The 20,886-nt window shown below is 68.8% G+C and carries 19 protein-coding genes and 2 pseudogenes; 10 read left to right on the top strand and 11 right to left on the bottom strand.

Features of this window, described 5'->3' with window-relative positions; translation table 11 throughout:
- The first annotated feature begins 122 nt into the window (after window positions 1–122).
- From rpsU to dnaG, 4 genes are all read left to right on the top strand, one after another.
- Window positions 123–338: a 30S ribosomal protein S21 gene (gene rpsU / locus FU658_RS03310; protein WP_147890798.1), complete on the top strand. Its 216-nt coding sequence runs from the start codon at window positions 123–125 to the stop codon at window positions 336–338.
- Between the two features lie 93 nt (window positions 339–431).
- Window positions 432–878, top strand: coding sequence for a GatB/YqeY domain-containing protein (locus FU658_RS03305; protein WP_147890797.1), 447 nt, complete (start codon window positions 432–434; stop codon window positions 876–878).
- A gap of 6 nt (window positions 879–884) precedes the next feature.
- Window positions 885–1,760, top strand: a complete 876-nt coding sequence (locus FU658_RS03300; RefSeq protein WP_147890796.1) for a YihY/virulence factor BrkB family protein — start codon at window positions 885–887, stop codon at window positions 1,758–1,760.
- A 24-nt stretch (window positions 1,761–1,784) separates the two neighbouring features.
- The gene (gene dnaG / locus FU658_RS03295) at window positions 1,785–3,512 is read left to right on the top strand and encodes a DNA primase (protein ID WP_147890795.1); all 1,728 of its coding nucleotides are present in this window, start codon (window positions 1,785–1,787) and stop codon (window positions 3,510–3,512) included.
- A gap of 6 nt (window positions 3,513–3,518) precedes the next feature.
- Here dnaG and FU658_RS03290 read toward each other — a convergent pair whose 3' ends face one another.
- Window positions 3,519–4,652, bottom strand: coding sequence for a dipeptidase (locus FU658_RS03290; RefSeq protein ID WP_147890794.1), 1,134 nt, complete (start codon window positions 4,650–4,652; stop codon window positions 3,519–3,521).
- 351 nt (window positions 4,653–5,003) lie between these two features.
- Here FU658_RS03290 and FU658_RS03285 point away from each other — a divergent pair, with 351 nt between their 5' ends.
- On the top strand, window positions 5,004–6,746 hold the full coding sequence (locus tag FU658_RS03285) for a S9 family peptidase (RefSeq protein WP_147890793.1): 1,743 nt from the start codon (window positions 5,004–5,006) through the stop codon (window positions 6,744–6,746).
- A 4-nt stretch (window positions 6,747–6,750) separates the two neighbouring features.
- Entirely contained in the window at window positions 6,751–7,215 is a 465-nt protein-coding gene (locus FU658_RS03280; protein WP_147890792.1) for an RNA methyltransferase, read from the top strand.
- Between the two features lie 25 nt (window positions 7,216–7,240).
- Here FU658_RS03280 and cyoE read toward each other — a convergent pair whose 3' ends face one another.
- From cyoE to FU658_RS03255, 4 genes and pseudogenes are all read right to left on the bottom strand, one after another.
- A complete protein-coding gene (gene cyoE / locus FU658_RS03275; RefSeq protein ID WP_147890791.1) occupies window positions 7,241–8,128 on the bottom strand; it encodes a heme o synthase in 888 nt (295 codons plus the stop codon).
- Window positions 8,129–8,213: 85 nt separating this feature from the next.
- A pseudogene (locus tag FU658_RS14280) lies at window positions 8,214–9,340 on the bottom strand (COX15/CtaA family protein).
- Between the two features lie 29 nt (window positions 9,341–9,369).
- Window positions 9,370–9,909 (bottom strand): hypothetical protein, encoded by a 540-nt coding sequence (locus FU658_RS03260; protein WP_147890788.1) that lies wholly within the window; start codon window positions 9,907–9,909, stop codon window positions 9,370–9,372.
- Complete coding sequence (locus FU658_RS03255) at window positions 9,906–10,583, bottom strand: SURF1 family protein (protein ID WP_147891071.1); 678 nt, start codon at window positions 10,581–10,583, stop codon at window positions 9,906–9,908. The genes FU658_RS03260 and FU658_RS03255 overlap by 4 nt, the downstream gene beginning before the upstream one ends.
- Window positions 10,584–10,709: 126 nt before the next feature.
- Between FU658_RS03255 and FU658_RS03250 the strand changes: the two genes are divergently transcribed.
- Window positions 10,710–10,928: a twin transmembrane helix small protein gene (locus tag FU658_RS03250; RefSeq protein ID WP_147890787.1), complete on the top strand. Its 219-nt coding sequence runs from the start codon at window positions 10,710–10,712 to the stop codon at window positions 10,926–10,928.
- 77 nt (window positions 10,929–11,005) lie between these two features.
- On the opposite strand, the gene FU658_RS03245 is transcribed toward FU658_RS03250, so the two are convergent.
- The 6 genes and pseudogenes from FU658_RS03245 to FU658_RS03225 form a co-directional block, all read right to left on the bottom strand.
- Entirely contained in the window at window positions 11,006–11,884 is an 879-nt protein-coding gene (locus FU658_RS03245) for a cytochrome c oxidase subunit 3 (RefSeq protein WP_147890786.1), read from the bottom strand.
- 44 nt (window positions 11,885–11,928) lie between these two features.
- On the bottom strand, window positions 11,929–12,522 hold the full coding sequence (locus FU658_RS03240; protein WP_425477571.1) for a cytochrome c oxidase assembly protein: 594 nt from the start codon (window positions 12,520–12,522) through the stop codon (window positions 11,929–11,931).
- A complete protein-coding gene (locus FU658_RS15005) occupies window positions 12,507–12,641 on the bottom strand; it encodes a hypothetical protein (protein WP_255505386.1) in 135 nt (44 codons plus the stop codon). The genes FU658_RS03240 and FU658_RS15005 overlap by 16 nt, the downstream gene beginning before the upstream one ends.
- 47 nt (window positions 12,642–12,688) lie before the next feature.
- A pseudogene (gene ctaD, locus FU658_RS03235) lies at window positions 12,689–14,328 on the bottom strand (cytochrome c oxidase subunit I).
- 41 nt (window positions 14,329–14,369) lie between these two features.
- Complete coding sequence (gene coxB / locus FU658_RS03230) at window positions 14,370–15,251, bottom strand: cytochrome c oxidase subunit II (RefSeq protein ID WP_147890784.1); 882 nt, start codon at window positions 15,249–15,251, stop codon at window positions 14,370–14,372.
- A 4-nt stretch (window positions 15,252–15,255) separates the two neighbouring features.
- Window positions 15,256–15,888 (bottom strand): DUF2244 domain-containing protein, encoded by a 633-nt coding sequence (locus tag FU658_RS03225; RefSeq protein ID WP_255505385.1) that lies wholly within the window; start codon window positions 15,886–15,888, stop codon window positions 15,256–15,258.
- A 54-nt stretch (window positions 15,889–15,942) separates the two neighbouring features.
- On the opposite strand from FU658_RS03225, the gene putA reads away from it, so the two are divergent.
- The 3 genes from putA (at window position 15,943) to FU658_RS14275 (ending at window position 20,873) form a co-directional block, all read left to right on the top strand.
- Window positions 15,943–19,137, top strand: coding sequence for a bifunctional proline dehydrogenase/L-glutamate gamma-semialdehyde dehydrogenase PutA (putA, locus tag FU658_RS03220; protein ID WP_425477570.1), 3,195 nt, complete (start codon window positions 15,943–15,945; stop codon window positions 19,135–19,137).
- Window positions 19,138–19,266: 129 nt separating this feature from the next.
- Complete coding sequence (locus tag FU658_RS03215; protein WP_147890782.1) at window positions 19,267–20,460, top strand: ExeA family protein; 1,194 nt, start codon at window positions 19,267–19,269, stop codon at window positions 20,458–20,460.
- Window positions 20,457–20,873, top strand: a complete 417-nt coding sequence (locus FU658_RS14275; protein ID WP_187265882.1) for a peptidoglycan-binding protein — start codon at window positions 20,457–20,459, stop codon at window positions 20,871–20,873. Before FU658_RS03215 ends, FU658_RS14275 begins: the two co-directional genes overlap by 4 nt.
- The last annotated feature ends 13 nt before the right edge of the window (window positions 20,874–20,886 follow it).

Below are 20,886 nucleotides of genomic sequence, written 5' to 3'. Positions count from 1 at the left end.
TCCATGGGCCGCAGGCCGGGCGCTTGCCCCGAGGGGCGAAGGACTTGCATGCGGCGGATTCAGGCGAGTATCATACGCGGCTCGCCCGTTGGACCGGGCCGAAACCCCACTCCGGAGTCATCATGCCGTCTGTCAAAGTCCGCGAAAACGAGCCGTTCGAGTTTGCGCTGCGTCGCTTCAAGCGCACCTGCGAAAAGGCCGGTGTCCTGGCCGAGACCCGCAAGCGCGAGTTTTACGAGAAGCCGACCCAGGAGCGCAAGCGCAAGCGTGCCGCCGCGGTCAAGCGTCACCTGCGTCGCGTGGGCCGCGACGTGACCAAGAAGCAGCGCCTGTACTGAGCCGCTGCGCCTGGTGATCAAGCCGGCCGCGCCCTGGGCGCCGCCGGCTTTTTTTCGTTTCCGAAATCGCAAGCATGTAGAAGGGACCCCCGCATGAGCCTCAAGACCCAGCTTTCCAGCGACATGAAGACCGCCATGAAGGCCGGCGAGAAGGACCGCCTCGGCGTGATCCGCCTGATGCAGGCCGCGATCCAGCAGCGCGAGGTCGACGAGCGCATCGAGCTCGACGAGCCCCAGGTCATGGCGGTGCTCGAGAAGATGCTCAAGCAGCGCCGCGACTCGGTCGAGCAGTACGAGAAGGCCGGCCGCGAGGACCTGGCCGCCGTGGAGCGCTACGAGATCGGCGTCATCCAGGCCTACCTGCCCGAGCCGCTGGGCGAGGCCGAACTGGCCGCGCTGGTCGACAAGGTGGTGGCCGACACCGGTGCCCAGGGGCCGCAGGACATGGGCCGGGTCATGGCGGCGGTGAAGACGGCCGCGGCCGGGCGTGCCGACATGGGCCAGGTTTCGGCCCTGGTGAAGCGGCGGCTGGCCGGCTGAGCGGCCATGGCGAGCAAACGCGCCGCGATTGCCTGGGCCAAGGGGATGCTCGAGAGGCTGCGCAACAGCTTCCCGGCGCGGGTGGCCGCCCGCTTCAGCGACACCTACATCCTGTCGATCTCGGCCTCGATCTCCTTCTACACGCTGCTGTCCCTGGCTCCGCTGGTGCTCCTGCTGCTGTGGGGCACCACGTTCCTGCTGCCGGCGGCCAAGGACGAATTCTTCAAGCAGATCGACATGCTGGCCGGCCCGGAGGCGAAGAACACCGCACAGATGATCGTCGACAACGCGTCGGCCACGCCCGACACCGGCTCCATGGCTGCCGTGCTCGGCGGCCTGGTGCTGCTGTTCGGCGCGTCGATCGTGTTTGCCCAGCTACAGCAGGCGCTAAACCGCATATTCCGGGCCGAGAACCAGGCCCTGGGTGGCGTCCTGGGGTTCCTGCGCAAGCGCCTGATCGGCATGGGCGTGGTCTTCGGCCTGGGCTTCCTCATCGTGGTGTCGATGATCGCCCACGCCGTGCTGCAGCTCGTCATCGACCAGTTGCCCGGGGGCACGACGGTGTACTCCACGCTGATCGCGTTCGTCCTGTACGGACTCGTGTTCGGCACCGTGTACCACGTGCTGCCCGACCGCCCGGCCGGCTGGAAGCTGTCGATGGCGGGCGGTTTCATCACCGCGGCCCTGTTCCTCGTCGGCCGCTGGGCGATCGGCCTGTACCTGGGCCATGCCGCGCTGGGCAGCGCGTACGGGCCGGCCGGTGGCCTGGTGGTGCTGCTGGTGTGGATCTACTACAGCGCGATCGTGTTCTTCTCCGGCGCGCTGATGACGGCGATGTTCGACGAGATGCGCAAGCAGGGCCGGGCGGCACAGCCCTGGTAGCGGGCCGGGCCCTATAATCGCGCGATGGCAGGCCGCATCCCCGACGCGTTCATCGACGACATCGTCGCCCGCACCGACATCGTCGAGGTGATCGGTTCGCGGGTGCCGCTCAAGCGCGCCGGCCGCGAATACCACGCCCGCTGTCCGTTCCACGACGAGCGCACGCCCAGCTTCACCGTCAGCCCGACCAAGCAGTTCTACCACTGCTTCGGCTGCGGGGCGCACGGCACCGTGATCCGCTTCCTGATGGACTACGAGCGCATGGAGTTCCTCGACGCGGTCGAGGACCTGGCCGCGCGCGCCGGCATGGAGGTGCCGCGCGAGACGCGCCAGGTGAACCAGAGCGGCGAGGTGCGCGACCTCTATGCCGCGCTGGAGGCCGCGCAGGCATTCTTCCGTGGCCAGCTGGCCGGCAACGCCGGTGCCAGCGCCTACCTGCAGCGACGCGGCGTCGACGCGGCCACGGCCGAGCGCTTCGGCATCGGCTGGGCGGCGGAGTCCTGGGACGCGCTCAAGACCGCACTCGGCACCGACGAGCGCCGCCTGAAGCTGCTCGACCGGGCGGGCCTGCTGTCCACGAGTGATTCCGGTCGCGTCTACGACAAGTTCCGCAGCCGCATCATGTTCCCGATCCACGACCGCCGCGGGCGCGTCATCGCCTTCGGCGGCCGGGTGCTGGAGAAGGACGACGGGCCGAAGTACCTCAACTCCCCCGAAACCGCCCTGTTCCACAAGGGGCGCGAACTGTACGGCCTGTGGCAGGTGCGCCAGGCGCACGCGAAGATCGCGCGCCTCATCGTGGTCGAGGGCTACATGGACGTCGTTTCGCTGTTCCAGTTCGGCGTCACCGAGGCGGTGGCGACGCTGGGCACCGCGACCACGCCCGACCACGCCGAACTGCTGTTCCGCAACGCGGCCGACGTCTATTTCTGCTTCGATGGCGACCGCGCAGGCCGTGCCGCGGCCTGGAAGGCGGTGGAGTCGGTGCTGCCGCGCATGCGCGACGGCCGCCAGGCCTTCTACCTGTTCCTGCCCGAAGGCGAGGACCCCGACTCCATCGTGCGCGCCGAGGGTGCCCAGGGCTTCGACGCACGCCTGAAGTCCGCCACGCCGCTGAGCGAGTTCGTGTTCGCCGAGCTGGGCCATGAGGTCAACCTCAACACCCTCGATGGACGGGCCCGGCTCGCCGAACGCGCCCGACCCATGCTCGAGCGCATCCCGGACGGCGCGTTCCGCGACCTGATGCTCGCGCAGTTGCACACGCTCACCGGCGTTGGCGCGGCCGAGGCGCCCGCTCGCGGCCAGGCGTCGCCCGCCCCTCCGGCTCGGGGGCCGGGCCTTCCCGGCGGCCAGCGGCGCAGCGTCGTGCGCAGCGCGATCCAGATGCTGCTGCAACAGCCGTCGCTGGCGGAGGAGGCCGCGCCGCCCTATGCCTTCCAGGACCTCGACCAGCCCGGCGTCGGCCTGCTCGTGGACATGATCACGCTGGCCCGCCAGCGCCCCGGCATCACCACCGGGGCCCTGCTGGAGCACTTCGCGGAGCGGCCGGAAGGCGCGGCGTTGCAGAAGCTGGCCGTGGCCGACCTGCCGGGCGAGGCCGCGGCCTGGCGCAGCGAGTTCCACGATGCGTTGGCCAGCCTGGCCCGCACGCGGATCGTCCAGCGCATCAGCCAGCTGCAGGCGGCCGGTCCGCTGGACGACACCGGCAAGGCCGAGCTGCGCGAACTGCTGGTGCAGCGCGCGCAGCGCTGAGCCCGCTCAGGCCAAGGCCTGCTCCATGACCCTGAGCATGTTCATGCCCAGCACCTTGTCGATCCGCTGCCCACTGTGCCCGCGTCGCGCCAGCATGCGTGCCAGCATCCGGTAGCGGCTCGGCGCATTGAGGTCCGGGACGAAGATGAACACGTCCTCGCGCTCGCCCGGTGCCGAGATGCCCGCCTCGCGGCGCATCCGGATCGTCTCGGCGAAGCGCCTGCGGTACTCCTCGTCGACGTCGATCGCGCCAACCTGGCCGTCGGTGCCGATGCCGACGTGGTCCTCGCCGCACACGTCGATGGCGTGCTCGACATGGCGGATCACGTCCACCGCATGGGGTTGGCCCTCCTCGCGCAGGAACGGCATGAAGTAGATGCCGACCACGCCGCCGCGCTCGGCCAGCGCCCGCAGCTCGGCATCGGTCTTGTTGCGCGGATTCCTGGCAAGGGCCATGCAGCCGGTGTGGGTGATGGCCAGGGGCCGGCGTGCCGCCTGCAGCGCGTCGAGGCAGGTGCGCTCGCTGCTGTGGGACAGGTCCACCAGCAGGCGCTGGTCCTCGGCGCGCGCCAGCACCTCCCGGCCGAACCCGCTCAGCCCCCGGTCGTCCTCGACCAGGCAGCCGTCGCCGACCCGGTTGCGGCCGTTGTAGGTCAGCTGCACGACGCGCAGGCCGGCCCCGCGCAGCACGTCCAGGCGCGTCGCGTCGCCTTCCAGCGCGACGGCGTCCTGCATGCCCAGCACCAGGCCCACGCGCCCGGTGTCGCGCGCACGGCGCATGTCGCCCGGGCCCTGCACATGCAACAGATGGCGCGGCCTGGCCTGCACCTCGCGCCGCCAACGCTCCAGGGCCTCGCGCGTGGCGTCCCACGCACCCTCTTCCCGGCCCACCGGGCCGGCCGAAAGATGCAGCGCCGCCAGGCCCGAGGCCATCAGCTGGGCCAGTTCCTCATTCCCGATCAAGGCGCCGCGCTCGCGGCGCTGTCCCAGCGGTGAAGCCAGGGCGTCGATGACCAGCGCATCGGTGGGCGTCGAGGGGCTGGCGCCGCCCGCCCGGGCCCATGCAGGCACGAGGGCCGTTGCGGCCGCTGCGCCCAGGCCCTTGAGCAGGCGCCGTCGGTCCGATCGCGTGTCATTCATGCTGCAGTTCCATACCGGCTCCGGATCCCACCCCGGGGCAGAGCATGCCACCGGCCAGCCGGGGCGACAGCCGTGACTTATGGACCAGAGCCGGCATCGCCGCGGGAGGTTAGTCTCGGGGGTTGTCCCATCACCGGATGCCCTCCATGCGCACCACCGTGCTTTCCCTGGCCCTTGCGGCCGCCGCGCTGGCCCTGTCGCCGGCCGTCGCCAACGATGTCGAGCGCGTCCAGGTCGGCCAACGCGTGACCGAGAACGTCCCGGACATCCCCCGACGAGCTCATCGAGCGCCTGGCGCGCTACCAGAACACGCGCGGGGCAGGATTCGCCGGCTGGCTTCCCGATGGCGGCATGCTGGTCACGACGCGATTCGCCGAGACCAACCAGGTCCACCGGGTCCGGGCAGCCGGCGGCGCGCGGGAGCAGCTGACTTTCTACTCCGAACCCGTCGGCAGCGTCGCCACCCCGCGGGGACTGGCCGATGGCTTCGTCTTCAGCCGCGACGTCGGCGGCTCGGAGTTCTGGCAACTCTTCCACTACGACCTGGGCAGCCGCGAGGCGCGCATGCTCAGCGACGGCGAGAGCCGCAACCAGGGCCCGGTCTGGTCGCATGACGGCAGCCGGATCGCCTATGGCACGACGCGTCGCAACGGCCGGGACACCGACATCCACGTCGTCACCCTCGACGGCACCTCCAGCCCGGTGCTCGAGCGCGAGGGCACCTGGTTCGCCGGCGGCTTCTCGCGCGACGGCCGCCAGCTGCTGGTGACGCGCTACCTGTCGATCAACGAGAGCCACCCGCATGTCCTCGACATCGACAGCGGCGAGCTCACGCCGATCCACGACCCCGACAACCCGGCCGGTTACGGGTCGATGGCGTTCACGCACGATGGCCGCGGCATCTTCTACACCTCGGATGCGGAAGGCGAGTTCCGCGAATTGCGGCACCGCGACCTCGCCGATGGCCAGGGCACCCGACTCAGCGCGGACATCCCCTGGGACGTGCAGGGCTTCACCCAGTCCCCGGATGGCTCGCTGCTGGCGTTCACGACCAACGAGGATGGCATCTCGCGCCTGCACCTTCGGCGCCTGCCGGGCCACGAGCCGGTCGACCTGCCGGACCTGCCGGTGGGCCTCATCGGACTGGGCGAGTTCTCGCCCGACGGCCGCATGCTGGGCATGACGATCAACTCGGCCACCTCGCCCAGCGACGTGTACGCGCTGGACCTGGACGCCGGCGAGCTGCGGCGCTGGACCCACAGCGAGGTCGGCGGCCTGGACACGGCACGCTTCATCGAGCCGACCCTGGTGCATTACCCGACGTTCGACGAGGTCGACGGCCAGCCGCGCATGATCCCCGCCTTCTACTACCGCCCGGCCGACGAAGCCCCCGAGGGCGGGTTCCCGGTGGTGATCAACATCCATGGCGGCCCCGAGGCGCAGGCACGTCCTGGCTTCGTGCCGAACTTCCAGTTCCTCGCCAACGAGCTGGGCGTGGCGGTGCTGGTGCCGAACGTGCGCGGCTCGGCCGGCTATGGCAAGAGCTACCTGCTGCTCGACAACGGCGTGCTGCGCGAGGACTCGGTGCGCGACATCGGCGCGCTGCTCGACTGGGTCGCCGAACAGCCCGAGCTCGATGCAGACCGCGTCGGCGTGCAGGGCGGCAGCTACGGCGGCTACATGGTGCTGGCCTCGATGGTCCACTACAACGACCGCCTGCGCGCCGGCATCAACGTGGTCGGCATCTCCAACTTCGTCACGTTCCTCGAGAACACCGAGAGCTATCGCCGCGACCTGCGCCGCGCCGAGTATGGCGACGAGCGCGACCCGCAGATGCGTGCCTTCCTCGAGTCGATCTCACCGTTGAACAATGCCGGGAAGATCACCCGGCCACTGTTCGTCGCCCAGGGCTACAACGACCCGCGCGTACCGGCCTCGGAGGCGGAACAGATCGTCGAGGCGGTCCGCGGCAACGGGGGCGACGTGTGGTACCTGCTGTTCATGGACGAGGGCCACGGCTTCTCCAAGAAGACCAACAGCGACTTCTACGGTGCCGCTTCGATGCTGTTCTGGCAGCAGCACCTGCTGGAATGATCCGATGACCCAACCCGAAGGCTTCAGCTGCATCGGCCTGATCAACCCGAAATCGCCCGAGAACGTCGGCGCGATCATGCGCGCGGCCGGCTGCTACGGCGTGGCGTCGGTGTTCTACACCGGCACGCGCTACGACCGCGCCAAGCAGTTCGTCACCGACACCAAGCGCGTCAGCGACCACATCCCGCTGATCGGCGTGGAACGGCTGCAGGACGTGCTGCCGCTGGGCTGCGTGCCGGTGGCCGTGGAGATGGTCGAGGGTGCCGTGGAGCTGCCGCGCTACCGCCACCCGCGCCGCGCGTTCTACATCTTCGGTTCCGAGGACGAGCAACTGGCGAAGACCCGCGAGATCCGCGAATGGTGCCGCGACGTGGTCTACATCCCCACCATCGGCTGCATGAACCTGGCCGCCAGCGTCAACGTGGTGCTCTATGACCGGCTGGCGAAGGGCAACCGGATGCAGGAGTAGGCCGCGCAGCGGCCCGGGGCACCGATCAGGGCACCGGGAAGCCCGCGCCGGGAAGCAGCCAGTGGTCGACCAGCAGGAAGGCGAACAAGGCCATCAGGTAGACGATCGAGTAGTTGAACACCTTCATCGCGTACAGCTCGTTGGGCGGGTTGAGCAACCGGATCGCGTACCACAGGAACACGCCGCCCAGCAGCAGCGCACCTCCGAGGTAGAACGTGCCGCTCATGCCGGTGGCCCAGGGCAGCACGGTCACCGCGACCAGCAGCACGGTGTAGAACAGGATCTGCCAGCGCGTGTAGGTCACGCCGTGGGTGACCGGCAGCATCGGGATCATCGCGCGGGCGTAGTCGTCGCGGCGGAAGATCGCCAGCGCCCAGAAATGCGGCGGCGTCCACACGAAGATGATCAGGACCAGCAGCAGCGCATGCGGGTGCAGGTGGCCGGTGACCGCCACCCAGCCCAACGCCGGCGGGGCAGCGCCGGCCAGACCGCCGATGACGATGTTCTGCGGCGTGGCGCGCTTGAGCCAGCCGGTATAGACGATCGCATAGCCGATCAGCGAAGCGAAGGTGAGCCACGCGGTCAACGCATTGACCTGCCAGGCCAACAGCAGCATCGACACCGCCCCGAGCACGATCGCGAACACCAGCACCTGGCGCGAGCTCAGCGAGCCGCTGGGCAGCGGCCGCGCCGAGGTGCGGGCCATGATCGCGTCGATGCGCTGATCGAGCAGGTGGTTGATCGCCGCCGCCGAGGAGGCGGCCAGCCAGATGCCCAGGCTGCCGAACACCAGCGCCTGCCACGGCGGCATCGCCGGCGTGGCCAGGAACATGCCGATGACCGCGGTGAACACGATCAGGGCGACCACGCGTGGCTTGGTCAGCTCGAAGTACTGGCTGGCGATCGAAGACATGGGGCTCGCTGGGCTCGGAGTGCGCACAAGGGTGCGGTGCCCCGCCGCCGGATGACAAGCATCCGGTGGCCGGGCACCACGGGGGTCAGGCCGGACGCAGGCGCGCCAGCAGGCTGACCAGGATGAACAACAGCGCGATCGCGCCGGCGGTATGCAGCGTGGCCATCCACAGCGGCAGGCCCATGACCACGTTGCCGATGCCCAGCAGCCACTGCAGCACCACGCCCACGGCCAGCGCCCCGCCCCAGCTGCGCAGGCCCGGCATGCGCCACAGGCGCCAGGACAGCCAGAACAGGTACAGCGCCACGACGACGGCGAAGATGCGATGGCTTAGCTGGATGGCGACACGCGCCGGGCCGTCGAGCAGGCCACCCTCGTAGTCCACGCCGATGCCGCGCCACATCACGAAGCCCTCGCGGAAGTCGGTCTCCGGCCACCACTGGCCGAGGCAGGTGGGGAAATCCGAACCGCACGAGAGTGCCGCGTAGTTGGCGCTGGTCCAGCCGCCCAGCGCGATCTGCAGCCCGAGGATGCCCAGGCCAAGCCACAGCATCGGCCTGAGGCCATGGGCATCGGCACGCGGCAGCTGCGCGCCCGGGGTGGCACGCCAGGCCATCCAGCTCAGCAGCGACACCATGGTGAGCCCACCCAGCAGGTGGGCCATGACCGCGATGGGCTTGAGCAGCCAGGTCACCGTCCACATGCCCAGCATCGCCTGGACGATGATGACCGCCAGCGTGACCGTGGCGATCCGGCTGAAGTCCGCCTCGCGCGAGCGCACCGCGAACGCACCAGGGCCAGCTCGGCCACGATGACCAGCAGCGTCGAGGCGACGTACCACTCCTGCATGTAGAGCGGGATCGCGATCGCCACCAGCGCGCTGGCACCGAACACCGTGGCCAGGCCGAATCGGTGGCGGCGGGCGGCCAGCGCGGCCAGTCCCAGCACCATGAAGCCCAGCAGCGCGGCGATATGGCGGTGCACCTGCTCGCGCCAGGCCTTGTCGACCTCGACGGGACGCTCGAAGCGCTCGTTGGCCGCGGCAATGGTCGCCTCGGCCGCCGGCCAGGTGGCCTTGCCGTAGCAGGTCGGCCAGTCCGGGCAGCCCAGGCCGGCGTCGGAAAGGCGCACGAAGGCGCCGAACACGCTCACGCAGAGTGCCAGGGCCACTGCGGCCCAGGCCAGGCGATGGAAATGTCGATGGGGGGACATGGATGGGGCCCTTGTTCCGGGTTACTTGATCAGGCGACGCAGGTCGCGGCTGAGGCCACTGGGGTCGAAGCGGCCGGGTAGTGGAGCACGAGGTAGCCCGACGGGTCGGTGACGAACACCGGCAGGGCCTCGGCGGTGGTGGCCTCGGGAACCTGTGCCGACACGGCCGCGTCGGGCTGCATCGCGAACAGGTTGCGGAACGTCGTCGCGCCTTGCGGTATCTCGCCGAACCACAACACATGCATGTTGTCGGCGTGGCGTCCCTCGCTGATCCAGACCCGGCGAAGGGTGTCGACCATCTCGACGCAGGCGTTCGAGACGCACCCCGCCGGCGGCAGCACCAGCACGCGCCACACGCCCTCGCGCGGCTGCCACGGGTAGGGCGTGCCGTCGGCGTGGCGCAGCTCGACACCGGTGAGGTCGCGGGGCGGCTCGACGAATTTGCCGTAGTTGCGGGTGGCCTGGGGTTCCCAGCCACTGTAGTGCAGGAACAGCGCCACGCCGAAGGAGCTCAGGAACAGGGCCAGGATCGCCAGCAGGGCGATCCGGGAACGGGTTTGCGGGTTCATTGCCTTCTCCGGCGGAAACTCAGGACCAGGGTGATGACGAGGGTGGCCGCCGCGAGGCCGAACCACTGCACGGCGTAGCCACGGTGCTTCTCGGGCGGCAGGGTATTGGCCAGCACGTCGAGGTCGCGCTCGAAGCCGATGTCCAGTGCCGGGTCCAGCCGCAGCACGCGGGGCGCGAGATCGACTGACAGGCCGAGCGCCGCCGCGATCTCGGCCGGCACCACGCGCAATGCCAGGAGGCTGCCATCCGGCTGGCGCTGCAGCGCCTCGCCCAGGGACAGCCCGGCCGAGGGTGGCGGCATCAGCAGGCCGCGGACCGGGTGCTCGCCAGGCGCGAGGTCCGGCAGCACCGGCAGGCCGCGGTCGGCAGGCAGGGGCAACCAGCCCAGCTCCACCAGCAGTTGCGTCGCATCGGCATCGTCGACCTCGAACACGCGGTACACGCGCACGCCCTGGCGGCCGTCGTTGCGCTGGTTGTCGAGGTAGACCGGCGCGACGTCGGGAAAGCGGCCCGTGCCCGCCGCCCATTCCAGACGCTCCGGATGTTCCCGGGCGGTCGCCAGCGCCACCGGCTCGCGCTCCTGGATCGTCCGGGCCTGGGCGGCCAGCATCGCGTCCTTTTCAAGGCCACGCTGCCACTGCCAGGTGCCGGCGACGAGGAACACCCCCAGCATGGCCAGGGCGAAGAGCCAGAGGCCCCATGGCAGGCGCCTGGAAGTCACGCGGCGGGGCCGGGCTTCATGCCGGGAGCATTGGCGAACTGCGATAATGGCGCGATTCCCCTACCGCTGGCATCGAGCATGTTGCAGAACCTCGTCATCATCGCGTTCCTGATCGTCATCCTCTACAACCTCGGTGCCGGGTTGTTCTTCATGATGACCGACAAAGGTGGGTCGAACCGCACGGTGCGCTCGCTGACCTGGCGCATCGGGCTGTCGGTCGGCCTGATCATCCTGATCGGCCTGGGCATCGCCACCGGCATCATCCAGCCGCATGGCAACCCGGCCCTGGGTGGCTGAATCGCGCCCCGGGGCCAGCCCCAAGAAACGAAGGGCCGGCATTGGCCGGCCCTCCATGGCGCGTTGTCGCGTCGTGCCTACAGCACGTAGACGAAGACGAACAGGCCCAGCCACACCACGTCGACGAAGTGCCAGTACCAGGCCACCGCCTCGAAGCCGAAGTGGTTGTCGCGGGTGAAGTGGCCCTTGGCGACGCGGAACCAGATCACCGCCAGCATGATCGCGCCCAGCGTCACGTGCAGGCCGTGGAAGCCGGTCAGCATGAAGAACGTGGCGCCGTAGATGCCCGAGGCCAGCGTCAGGTTCAGGTCGACATAGGCGTGGATGTACTCGTAGATCTGGAAGCCCATGAAGATCGCGCCCAGGATCACGGTCGCCGCGAGCCAGAACAGCACCCGGCCACGCTCGCCTGCCCGGAGGGCATGGTGGGCGATGGTGATCGTCACGCCGGAAAGCAGCAGGATGCAGGTGTTGAGCAGCGGGATGCCCCAGGCCGAGATCGTCTCGTAGGCACCGCCCAGCGCCGCCGGACCAGAGGTCGGCCAGGTCGCATCGAACTCCGACCACAGCAGCGCATGGGTCATGGCGCCATGGCCTTCGCCACCGAGCCACGGCACGCTCAACATGCGCGCGTAGAACAACGCGCCGAAGAAAGCGGCGAAGAACATGATCTCCGAGAAGATGAACCACATCATCCCCATCCGGAACGACACGTCCACCTGCTTGTTGTACATGCCCGCGACCGACTCGCGGATGACGTCGCGGAACCAGCCCGTCAGCATGAACAGGACGACGGCGAGCCCGACGTAGAACACGCCCTGCCCCCAGCCCATGCCGGTCATCCAGCTGGCGACGCCCAGCATCATGACGAACAGGCCGATGGCGCCGATGATCGGCCACCAGCTCGAGTGCGGGACGTAATAGACGTTGGGGTCGTGGGTTTCAGCGTGAGCCATGGATTTTTCCCGGTTTCCCGATTAACTGGATGATGTCGATGGCGTCACGGCGCCGAATGGATGCTCTTCGCCGCCTGCGAGGCATGGCGGGCCGTGGCGTGCTCGTTGTTGAAGAAAGTGTAGGACAAGGTGACCGTGTTCACATGCGCGGGCAGGTTCGGGTCGACGATGAAGCGCACCGGCATCTCGCGTTCCTCGCCCGGGTTGAGCAACTGCTCGGTGAAGCAGAAGCACTCGGTCTTGGCGAAGTAGGCCGACGCCGAGGACGGTGCCACCGACGGCACCGCCTGCCCCACGATCGCCCGCTCGGACACGTTGCGCGCGTGGTAGGTGGCCTCCATCAGCTCACCGACGCGCACGCGCATCTCGAACTGGTCGGCGTCGAATTCCCACGGCAGCGCCGAATTCACGGTGGAATCGAACTGCACCGTCACCCAGCGCTCCTCGACCGAGTCCATCGCGCCGACCAGGCGCTGGCCGGTCGGACCCTGCTCGAAGGTGATGCCGAAGATCTTCTCGCAGGCGATGCGGTACAGCGGCACCAGCGAGAACGCGAACACGAACGAGCCCAGCGCGACCAGGATGATGGCCTTGAAGGTGCGGCCATGGCTTGCCTTGCTGCTCATCGCGCGATCCATCCCATCAGCGTGGCCACGTACACCAGCACCGCGATACCGGCAACGATGCCGACCGTGAGCCACACGCCGGTACGGCGCTGGCGTGGGTCGAACTGGTTGGGGGCGGGGCGCTGGGTCATCGTTTCGCTCGCGACGCCCCGGACCTGCCGGGGCGCGCTCATCTCCCTCAGTGGGTCACGTCGCCGTGGGCGAGGTCGCGGTCATGGATTTCCGGCGGCGTGGTGAAGGTGTGGTGCGGGGCCGGCGACGGCACCGTCCATTCCAGGCCACGCGCGGCCTCCCACGAACGCGCTTCCGAACGCACGCCCTGCTTGAGCCAGCAGCACTTGATCAGGATCCACACGAAGAGCAGCTGCGAGAAGCCGAACGCGAAGCCACCGATCGACGACCACATGTTGAAGTCGGCGAAGGCGACGTTGTAGTCCGGGATGCGGCGCGGCATGCCGGCCAGGCCCAGGAAGTGCTGCGGGAAGAACAGCAGGTTGACGGTGATCGTGGAAGCCCAGAAGTGGATCTTGCCAAGCGCTCGTCGTACATGCGCCCGGTCCACTTCGGCAGCCAGTAGTACACCGCGGCCATGATCGAGTAGATCGCACCGGTCACCAGCACGTAGTGGAAGTGCGCGACCACGAAGTAGGTGTCGTGGTACTGGAAATCGGCTGGGACCAGGGCCAGCATCAGGCCGGAGAAGCCGCCGATGGTGAACATGATCACGAAGCCGATCGCGAACAGCATCGGGGTCTCGAAGGTCATCGAGCCGCGCCACATCGTCGACACCCAGTTGAACACCTTCACGCCCGTGGGCACCGCGATGAGCATCGTCGCGTACATGAAGAACAACTCGCCGCCCAGCGGCATGCCGACGGTGAACATGTGGTGCGCCCAGACGATGAACGACAGGAACGCGATCGACGCGGTGGCGTAGACCATGGCCTGGTAGCCGAACAGCGGCTTGCGCGAGAAGGTCGGCAGGATCTCCGAGACGATGCCGAACGCCGGGAGGATCATGATGTAGACCTCCGGGTGCCCGAAGAACCAGAAGATGTGCTGGTACATCACCGGGTCACCGCCACCGGCGGCATTGAAGAAGCTGGTCAGGAAGAACTTGTCGGTGAGCAGCATCGTCACCGCACCCGCCAGCACCGGCATCACCGCGATCAGCAGGAACGCCGTGATCAGCCAGGTCCATACGAAGATCGGCATCTTCAGCAGGTCCATGCCCGGGGCGCGCATGTTGAGGATCGTCGCGATGATGTTGATCGCACCCATGATCGAGCTCAGGCCCATCAGGTGGATGGCGAAGATCACGAACGCGATCGAGTTGCCGCCCTGCAGCGACAACGGCGGGTACAGCGTCCAGCCCGAGGCCGGGCCACCGCCGGGCATGACGAGCGTCATGAGCAGCAGCGTGAACGCGAACGGCAGGATCCAGAACGACCAGTTGTTCATGCGCGGCAGCGCCATGTCCGGCGCGCCGATCATCATCGGCACCATCCAGTTCGCCAGGCCGACGAAGGCCGGCATGACCGCACCGAAGATCATGACCAGCGCATGCATCGTGGTCATCTGGTTGAAGAATTCCGGATGCACGAACTGCAGGCCCGGCTGGAACAGCTCGGCGCGGATGACCAACGCCATCGAGCCGCCGACCAGGAACATGATCAGCGCGAACACCATGTACAGGGTGCCGATGTCCTTGTGGTTGGTCGTGAGGACCCAACGGTTCAGGAAACCCTTCGGCTTGTGGTCGTCCTCGTGCTGGTGCTCGAGTTCGTCGTTGTTGTCATGGACGGCGGTGTTGGCCATGGTCCGATCCCTTCTAGTGATTTCTGCGTTGCGAGCCGGACTCAGCCTTCGTCGGCCGCGGTGGCGGCGACGGCGGCGGTGCGGGCAGCTTCATCGATGTCGGCATCGCCGCGCTGTGCGGCCAGCCAGCTGTCGAACTCGGCGCGCGGAACCGCACGCACGACGATCGGCATGAAGCCATGGTCCTTGCCACACAGCTCGGCGCACTGGCCGCGGTAGACACCCGGCTCGAGGATTTCGGTCCAGGCTTCGTTGACCACGCCCGGGATCGCGTCCTGCTTCCAGCCCAGCGCCGGCACCCACCAGGAGTGGATGACGTCGTCGGCGGTGATCACGAAGCGGATCTTGGTGTCGGTCGGCAGCACCAGCTCGCGGTCGACGTCGAGCAGGTAGGTGTTGTAGCCGTCGGCGTCGGTGACCGCGTAGGGATCACGGCCGGAACGCAGCTGCCGCGTCATGTCCGAATCGCGGTCCATGCGGCTGACGAAGTTGACGTTCTCGCCGAGGTACTCGTAGCGCCACATCCACTGGTAGCCGGTGACCTTGACCGTCATCTCCGACTCGGTGGTGTCGTACATGGCGACCAGGTAGCGGGTAGCCGGCCACGCCATGACCACCAGCAGCACCACCGGGATGACCGTCCAGATGATCTCGGCGGTGGTGTTGTGGCTCCACTTCGCCGGGACGGCGCCCTTGGACTTGCGGAACTTGAACATCGCCACGGCCATCGCGCCGAACACGATCGCACCGATGACCACGCACACCCACAGCCCGATCATGTGGGCGTTGTAGGCGTTCTGCGCGGTCTGGGTGACCCCGGGGCTCATGTTGAGCTGCCAGCGCTCGGGATTGGCCTGCGCCGTTGCGCTGGCCAACAGGGCCATCAGCCCCCAGCCCCAACGCGTGATCTGACCTGCTTTCATGGGTTCACCCCGTCCAAATGTAACGTTTCAAATCTTCCGGCCCGCCGCCAGTCGCGGCCGCGAGCATGTCCTGTATCCGCCCTGCCAGGCTGCGGCGCTCATCCGGCGCCAGGAACGCGCCGAGCTCGATCCTCCTTCCGGAGGACCCCAGCACCAGGCGGACGTCCTCGTCCTTGCCCTCCAGTCCCACCCGCACCCCTCGCGGATCGGCCTGGAACACCACGCCGGACGCCCCCGAACGCCTTACGCGGACGCTGCCCGGGTCGACCTGCAGCACCTCGTAACGCTCGCCGCCCCGCCAGGCCCAGCGCAGCGCGAGGGCGACGAAGCCCATGTGCGCCAGCGCGAACAGCGGGGCGAAGACATTGCCCTGCGTGAAGCTGTACACCGCCACCCCCATCGAAACCGTCGCCAGCACGCCGAACACCGCGACCCACTGCCACACCGTGAGCGCGCGGTTGGGGCGGAGAACCAGGCAGGTTCCCGACCCCTCGCCGTTCGCGGGTGGATAAGGCTCGATCATGTCGATGGCCTTGCTGGCGATTCCCCCGATGGTCGGAGAAACCCGTGAATGATACCGTTCGCCGGCAAACAGGGGCAAGCAAGCCCGCGTCCCGACGCGCTTCAGGAAGATCAACGCGCCACGGCTATACCGCAGCCTGCCTCCTACTTACACTTGGCGGCCTCAAGCGTGCGTGAGCGCGCCCTCCCCCTCCAAACCCAGGTGTTTGTGAAAGCCATCCTCAGCCCCGAACTGCCCCAGGACGGCGATGCCGCGCATGCGCGGATCACCGAGGCCTGGCTGCGCGACGAATCCGAACACGTCAGGGAGCTCCTCGAGCTCGCCCGGCTGCCCGAGGACGAGGCGGCCGCGGTCGAAGCCGTCGCCCAACGCCTGGTCAACGGCACGCGCCGCCGCGCCGAGGACCAGGGCGCGATCGAGGCCTTCATGCGCGAGTACGACCTGTCCAGCGAGGAAGGCGTGTTGCTGATGTGCGTGGCCGAGGCCCTGCTGCGCATCCCCGACCAGACCACGGCCGACCGACTGATCCGCGACAAGCTGGGCGAGGCCGACTGGCAGAAGCACCTGGGCCGCAGCGACTCGATCTTCGTCAACGCCTCGACCTGGGGCCTGATGCTGACCGGGCGCATCGTCAGGCTCAACGACGAAACCCGCCGCGACGCCTCCAACGCGATGCGGCGCCTGACCGGCCGCGCCGGAGAGCCGGTCATCCGCATGGCCGTGCGCCAGGCGATGCGCATCATGGGCCACCAGTTCGTGCTGGGCCGCAACATCGAAGAGGCGCTCAAGCGCTCCAGGAAGGGCGACAACGCCCGCTATCGCTACTCCTTCGACATGCTGGGCGAAGCGGCGCTGACCGCGGGCGATGCGAAGCGCTACTTCGACGCCTATGCCCAGGCCATCGAGGCCATCGGCGCCGGCGGCCCGTTCCCGGATGTGTTCGCCGCGCCGAGCATCTCGGTCAAGCTCTCCGCGCTGCACCCGCGTTTCGAGCACGCCAAGCGCGCCCGCGTCATGGCCGAGCTGGCGCCGCGGGTGCTGGACCTGGCCCAGCGCGCGCGCAGCCGCGGCATCGGCTTCACGATCGATGCCGAGGAAGCCGACCGGCTCGAGATGAGCCTCGACGTGATCCTGGGCGTGTACGCCGATGCCAGCCTGGAAGGCTGGGAAGGCTTCGGCCTGGCCGTGCAGGCCTACCAGAAGCGCGCGCCGCGGGTGCTGGCGCGCGTGGCCGAACTGGCCCGGCGCCACGGCCGCCGCATCCCGGTGCGCCTGGTCAAGGGCGCGTACTGGGATTCGGAGGTCAAGCGTGGCCAGGTCGAGGGCCACGACGGCTACCCGGTGTTCACGCGCAAGGCCAACACCGACGTGAGCTACCTCGCCTGTGCCCGCGCGATGCTCGAGGCCAGCGACGCGATCTACCCGATGTTCGCCACCCACAACGCGCACACGATCGCGGCCGTGCACCACCATGCCGCGGGCAGGCCGTTCGAGTTCCAGCGCCTGCACGGCATGGGGGCCGACCTCTACGCCGAGGTGATCGGCAAGGACCAGCTCGACGTGCCGTGCCGCGTCTACGCCCCGGTCGGCAGCCACGAGGACCTGCTGGCCTACCTGGTGCGGCGCCTGCTGGAGAACGGTGCCAACACCAGCTTCGTCAACCGCATCAGCGACGACCGGCTGAGCGCCGCCGAGCTGGTGGCCGATCCGGTCGCCACCGTCGACGCCTACGCCGCCATTCCCCATCCCAAGATCCCGCAGCCCGTGGAGCTGTTCACCAGCCAGGGCCACGAGAGGAAGAATTCCATGGGCGTGAACCTCGCCAACGACATCGACCTGAAGGCCCTGGCCGACAGGATCAACGCCTCGCTCACGCAGTGGAAGGCGGGCCCGCTGGTGCCGGGCACCAAGGCCTCGGGCACGCCGGTGAGCGTGACCAACCCGGCCGACCGCCGCGAGAAGGTCGGCGAGTGGATCGGCGCCGACGAGGCGACCGCCACCCGGGCGATCGACAACGCCCTGGCCGCCCAGCGTGGCTGGGACCGCCTGCCCTCCACCAGTCGCGGCAAGCTGCTCGAGCATGCCGCCGACCTGCTGGAATCGCGCATGGCCGAGTTCATCGCGATGTGCACCAAGGAAGCCGGCAAGACGATTCCCGACGGTGTCGCCGAAGTGCGCGAGGCGGTCGACTTCCTGCGCTACTACGCGCTGCAGGGCCGGCAGATGATGGCCCAGCCCGAGCAGCTCCCCGGCCCCACCGGCGAAACCAACGAACTGGTCCTCTCCGGTCGCGGCGTGTTCGTCTGCATCAGCCCGTGGAACTTCCCCCTGGCGATCTTCATCGGCCAGGTGGCCGCGGCGCTGGTGACCGGCAACGCGGTCATCGCCAAGCCCGCCGAGCAGACCACGCTGGTGGGCCACGCGGCGGTGAAGCTGCTGCACGAGGCCGGCATCCCGGAGGACATCGTGCAGTTCGTCCCGGGTGACGGCGCCACGGTTGGCGCGGCCCTGACCAAGGATCCGCGCATCGCCGGCGTCGTGTTCACCGGTTCCACCGACACCGCGCGCGCGATCAACCGCACGCTGGCCGCGCGCGATGCCGCGATCGCGGTGCTGATCGCCGAGACCGGCGGCCAGAACGCGCTGATCGCCGACTCCTCGGCGCTGCCCGAGCAGCTGGTCAAGGATGCGGTGGTGTCGGCCTTCGGTTCCGCCGGCCAGCGCTGCTCGGCCGCTCGCATCCTGTTCGTGCAGGAGGACATCGCCGACCGGGTCATCGAGATGCTCGCCGGCGCGATCGACGAGCTCAAGGTCGGCGACCCCGGTCTGCTTTCGACCGACGTCGGCCCGGTGATCGACGACGACGCATTGGAGATGCTCACCGAGCATGCCGGCCGCATGGACCGCGAGGGCCGGCTGATCCGTGCGGCTACGCTGGGCGAGGAGACCGCCAACGGCACCTACTTCGCGCCGCGGGCCTACGAGATCGACTCGATCAACCGGCTGGAAAAGGAGATCTTCGGACCGATCCTGCATGTCATCCGGATCCACGCCAACGACCTCGACAAGATCATCGCCCAGATCAATTCCACCGGTTACGGCCTGACGCTGGGCATCCACAGCCGCATCGACGAGACGGTCGACAAGATCATGGGCTCGGTCCGGGTGGGCAACTGCTACGTCAACCGCAACCAGATCGGTGCGGTCGTGGGCGTGCAGCCCTTCGGTGGCGAGGGCCTGTCGGGCACCGGCCCCAAGGCCGGCGGCCCGCATTACCTGGCGCGCTTCGTCACCGAGCGCACCCGCACGGTCAACACCACCGCCTCCGGTGGCAACGCCTCGCTGCTCACGCTCGACGACTAGCCGTGGCGACCCCGGCCGGCGCGGGTGCGTCCCGGCCCGGTCACGTACCATGGGGGCGGCTTAACCGATCGCTAACCCGCCCACCGGACACCGCGCGCTACAGTGCCCGACCACCACAGCGAGCCCTGCATGTACCTCGAGTTCTACGGTCTCCGCGAACCGCCGTTCTCGATCACACCCGATCCGCGCTTCGTGTACCTCTCCGAGCGCCACCGGGATGCGTTGGCGCACCTGCTCTACGGCATCGGCCAGGGCGGCGGCGGCGGCTTCGTGCAGCTCACCGGCGAGGTGGGCACCGGCAAGACCACGCTGTGCCGGCTGCTGCTGGAACAGTTGCCCGACAACGCCCGGGTCGCGCTGGTGCTCAATCCGAAGCTTTCGCCGGTGGAGCTGCTCGAGGCGATCTGCGAAGAGCTGCGCCTGGACATCAGCGGCGCCCACGGCAGCCTCAAGGGCCTGGTCGACCGGCTCAACGCCTACCTGCTCGATGCCTACGCGCAGGGCCTTCGCATCGTGCTGATCATCGACGAGGCGCAGGAGCTCTCGCGCGAGGCGCTGGAGCAGGTGCGCCTGTTGACCAACCTGGAAACGGCGACCCAGAAACTGCTGCAGATCATCCTGCTGGGCCAGCCGGAACTGCGCGACATGCTCGACAGCCCGGACCTGCGCCAGCTGGCCCAGCGCATCACCGCGCGCTACCACCTCACCCCGCTGAGCGCCGAGGAGACCGATGCCTATGTGCGCCACCGGCTGTCGGTGGCGGGCTGTGCGCGCCAGCCGTTCTCCAAACTGGCGCTGCGTCGGCTGCACAACCACTCCGGTGGCGTGCCCCGGCTGATCAACGTGATCGCCGAGCGCGCACTGATCGCCGGCTATGCACGCGAACAGAACCAGATCAGCGAGGCGCTGGTGGAACTGGCCGCGCGCGAGGCCCTCTCGCATCCGATCCGCCGCCTGCCGATGCCGGAGCCGGGATGGGTGGTGGCGGCGATACTGGCGGCGATCCTGCTGGCGTTCTGGTTCTGGCCGCGCAGCACGGCGCCCGAGTCCGAAGGCATCGACCCGGCCGCCAGCGTCGCCACCGACACCACGCCTGCCCGCAGCGTGCCCTACCTCGATGCCGAGCGCTCGACCTGCGTCTGGCCGAGACCCGGGCCACGGAGGCCTCGGCATGGAACCGGCTGCTGGCGCTGTGGCTGCTGCGCGCCGACGAGGTCGACGCCGAACAGGCCGCGCAATGCCCGCCGGAGATCATCCCCGGGATCTACTGCCTGCGCTCGCGGGGCAACCTCGACAAGCTGGCGGCCATCGGTCGGCCGGTGATCGTCCCGTTGCGGGGCGAGTCCGGCACCAGCTGGGCGGTGCTGCTGGGCGTGGACGTGCTGCGGGTGCGACTGGGCATGGGTGGCGACAGCTTCGACATCGACCGGCGGCAGCTCGAGCGGATCTGGAACGGCGACTTCGTGGCCCTGTGGAAGGCGCAGCCGTGGCTCGACCTGCCCCTGCGCCGGGGCGACCGGGGGCCGGGCATGGACTGGCTGCACACGCAGCTGCTCGGCAGCGGACAGCTCGCGCCGCTGGTCGGCCCGGCGCAGTACGACGACGACGTGGTGGCGGCGGTACGTCGGCTGCAGACCGCGCATGGGTTGCAGCCCGACGGCATCCTTGGCCTCGAAACCCTGCTGGCGCTGACCGGCGAGGGCGAGGACGGCCCACTGCTGCGGCGTCGGCTGTGAGCAGGGGGGGCGA

This window comes from Alkalisalibacterium limincola, assembly GCF_008017755.1.
Lineage (GTDB): Bacteria > Pseudomonadota > Gammaproteobacteria > Xanthomonadales > Xanthomonadaceae > Alkalisalibacterium > Alkalisalibacterium limincola.
This window is presented reverse-complemented; position numbering and strand designations above follow the sequence as displayed.

Bases quoted from the DNA above. Each gene is read 5' to 3' on its own strand.
- rpsU (WP_147890798.1), top strand. From the start codon at position 123: ATGCCGTCTGTCAAAGTCCGCGAAAACGAGCCGTTCGAGTTTGCGCTG.
- FU658_RS03305 (WP_147890797.1), top strand. From the start codon at position 432: ATGAGCCTCAAGACCCAGCTTTCCAGCGACATGAAGACCGCCATGAAG.
- FU658_RS03300 (WP_147890796.1), top strand. From the start codon at position 885: ATGGCGAGCAAACGCGCCGCGATTGCCTGGGCCAAGGGGATGCTCGAG.
- dnaG (WP_147890795.1), top strand. From the start codon at position 1,785: ATGGCAGGCCGCATCCCCGACGCGTTCATCGACGACATCGTCGCCCGC.
- FU658_RS03290 (WP_147890794.1), bottom strand. From the start codon at position 4,652: ATGAATGACACGCGATCGGACCGACGGCGCCTGCTCAAGGGCCTGGGC.
- FU658_RS03285 (WP_147890793.1), top strand. From the start codon at position 5,004: ATGCTGGTCACGACGCGATTCGCCGAGACCAACCAGGTCCACCGGGTC.
- FU658_RS03280 (WP_147890792.1), top strand. From the start codon at position 6,751: ATGACCCAACCCGAAGGCTTCAGCTGCATCGGCCTGATCAACCCGAAA.
- cyoE (WP_147890791.1), bottom strand. From the start codon at position 8,128: ATGTCTTCGATCGCCAGCCAGTACTTCGAGCTGACCAAGCCACGCGTG.
- FU658_RS03260 (WP_147890788.1), bottom strand. From the start codon at position 9,909: ATGAACCCGCAAACCCGTTCCCGGATCGCCCTGCTGGCGATCCTGGCC.
- FU658_RS03255 (WP_147891071.1), bottom strand. From the start codon at position 10,583: ATGCTGGGGGTGTTCCTCGTCGCCGGCACCTGGCAGTGGCAGCGTGGC.
- FU658_RS03250 (WP_147890787.1), top strand. From the start codon at position 10,710: ATGTTGCAGAACCTCGTCATCATCGCGTTCCTGATCGTCATCCTCTAC.
- FU658_RS03245 (WP_147890786.1), bottom strand. From the start codon at position 11,884: ATGGCTCACGCTGAAACCCACGACCCCAACGTCTATTACGTCCCGCAC.
- FU658_RS03240 (WP_425477571.1), bottom strand. From the start codon at position 12,522: ATGGATCGCGCGATGAGCAGCAAGGCAAGCCATGGCCGCACCTTCAAG.
- FU658_RS15005 (WP_255505386.1), bottom strand. From the start codon at position 12,641: ATGACCCAGCGCCCCGCCCCCAACCAGTTCGACCCACGCCAGCGCCGT.
- coxB (WP_147890784.1), bottom strand. From the start codon at position 15,251: ATGAAAGCAGGTCAGATCACGCGTTGGGGCTGGGGGCTGATGGCCCTG.
- FU658_RS03215 (WP_147890782.1), top strand. From the start codon at position 19,267: ATGTACCTCGAGTTCTACGGTCTCCGCGAACCGCCGTTCTCGATCACA.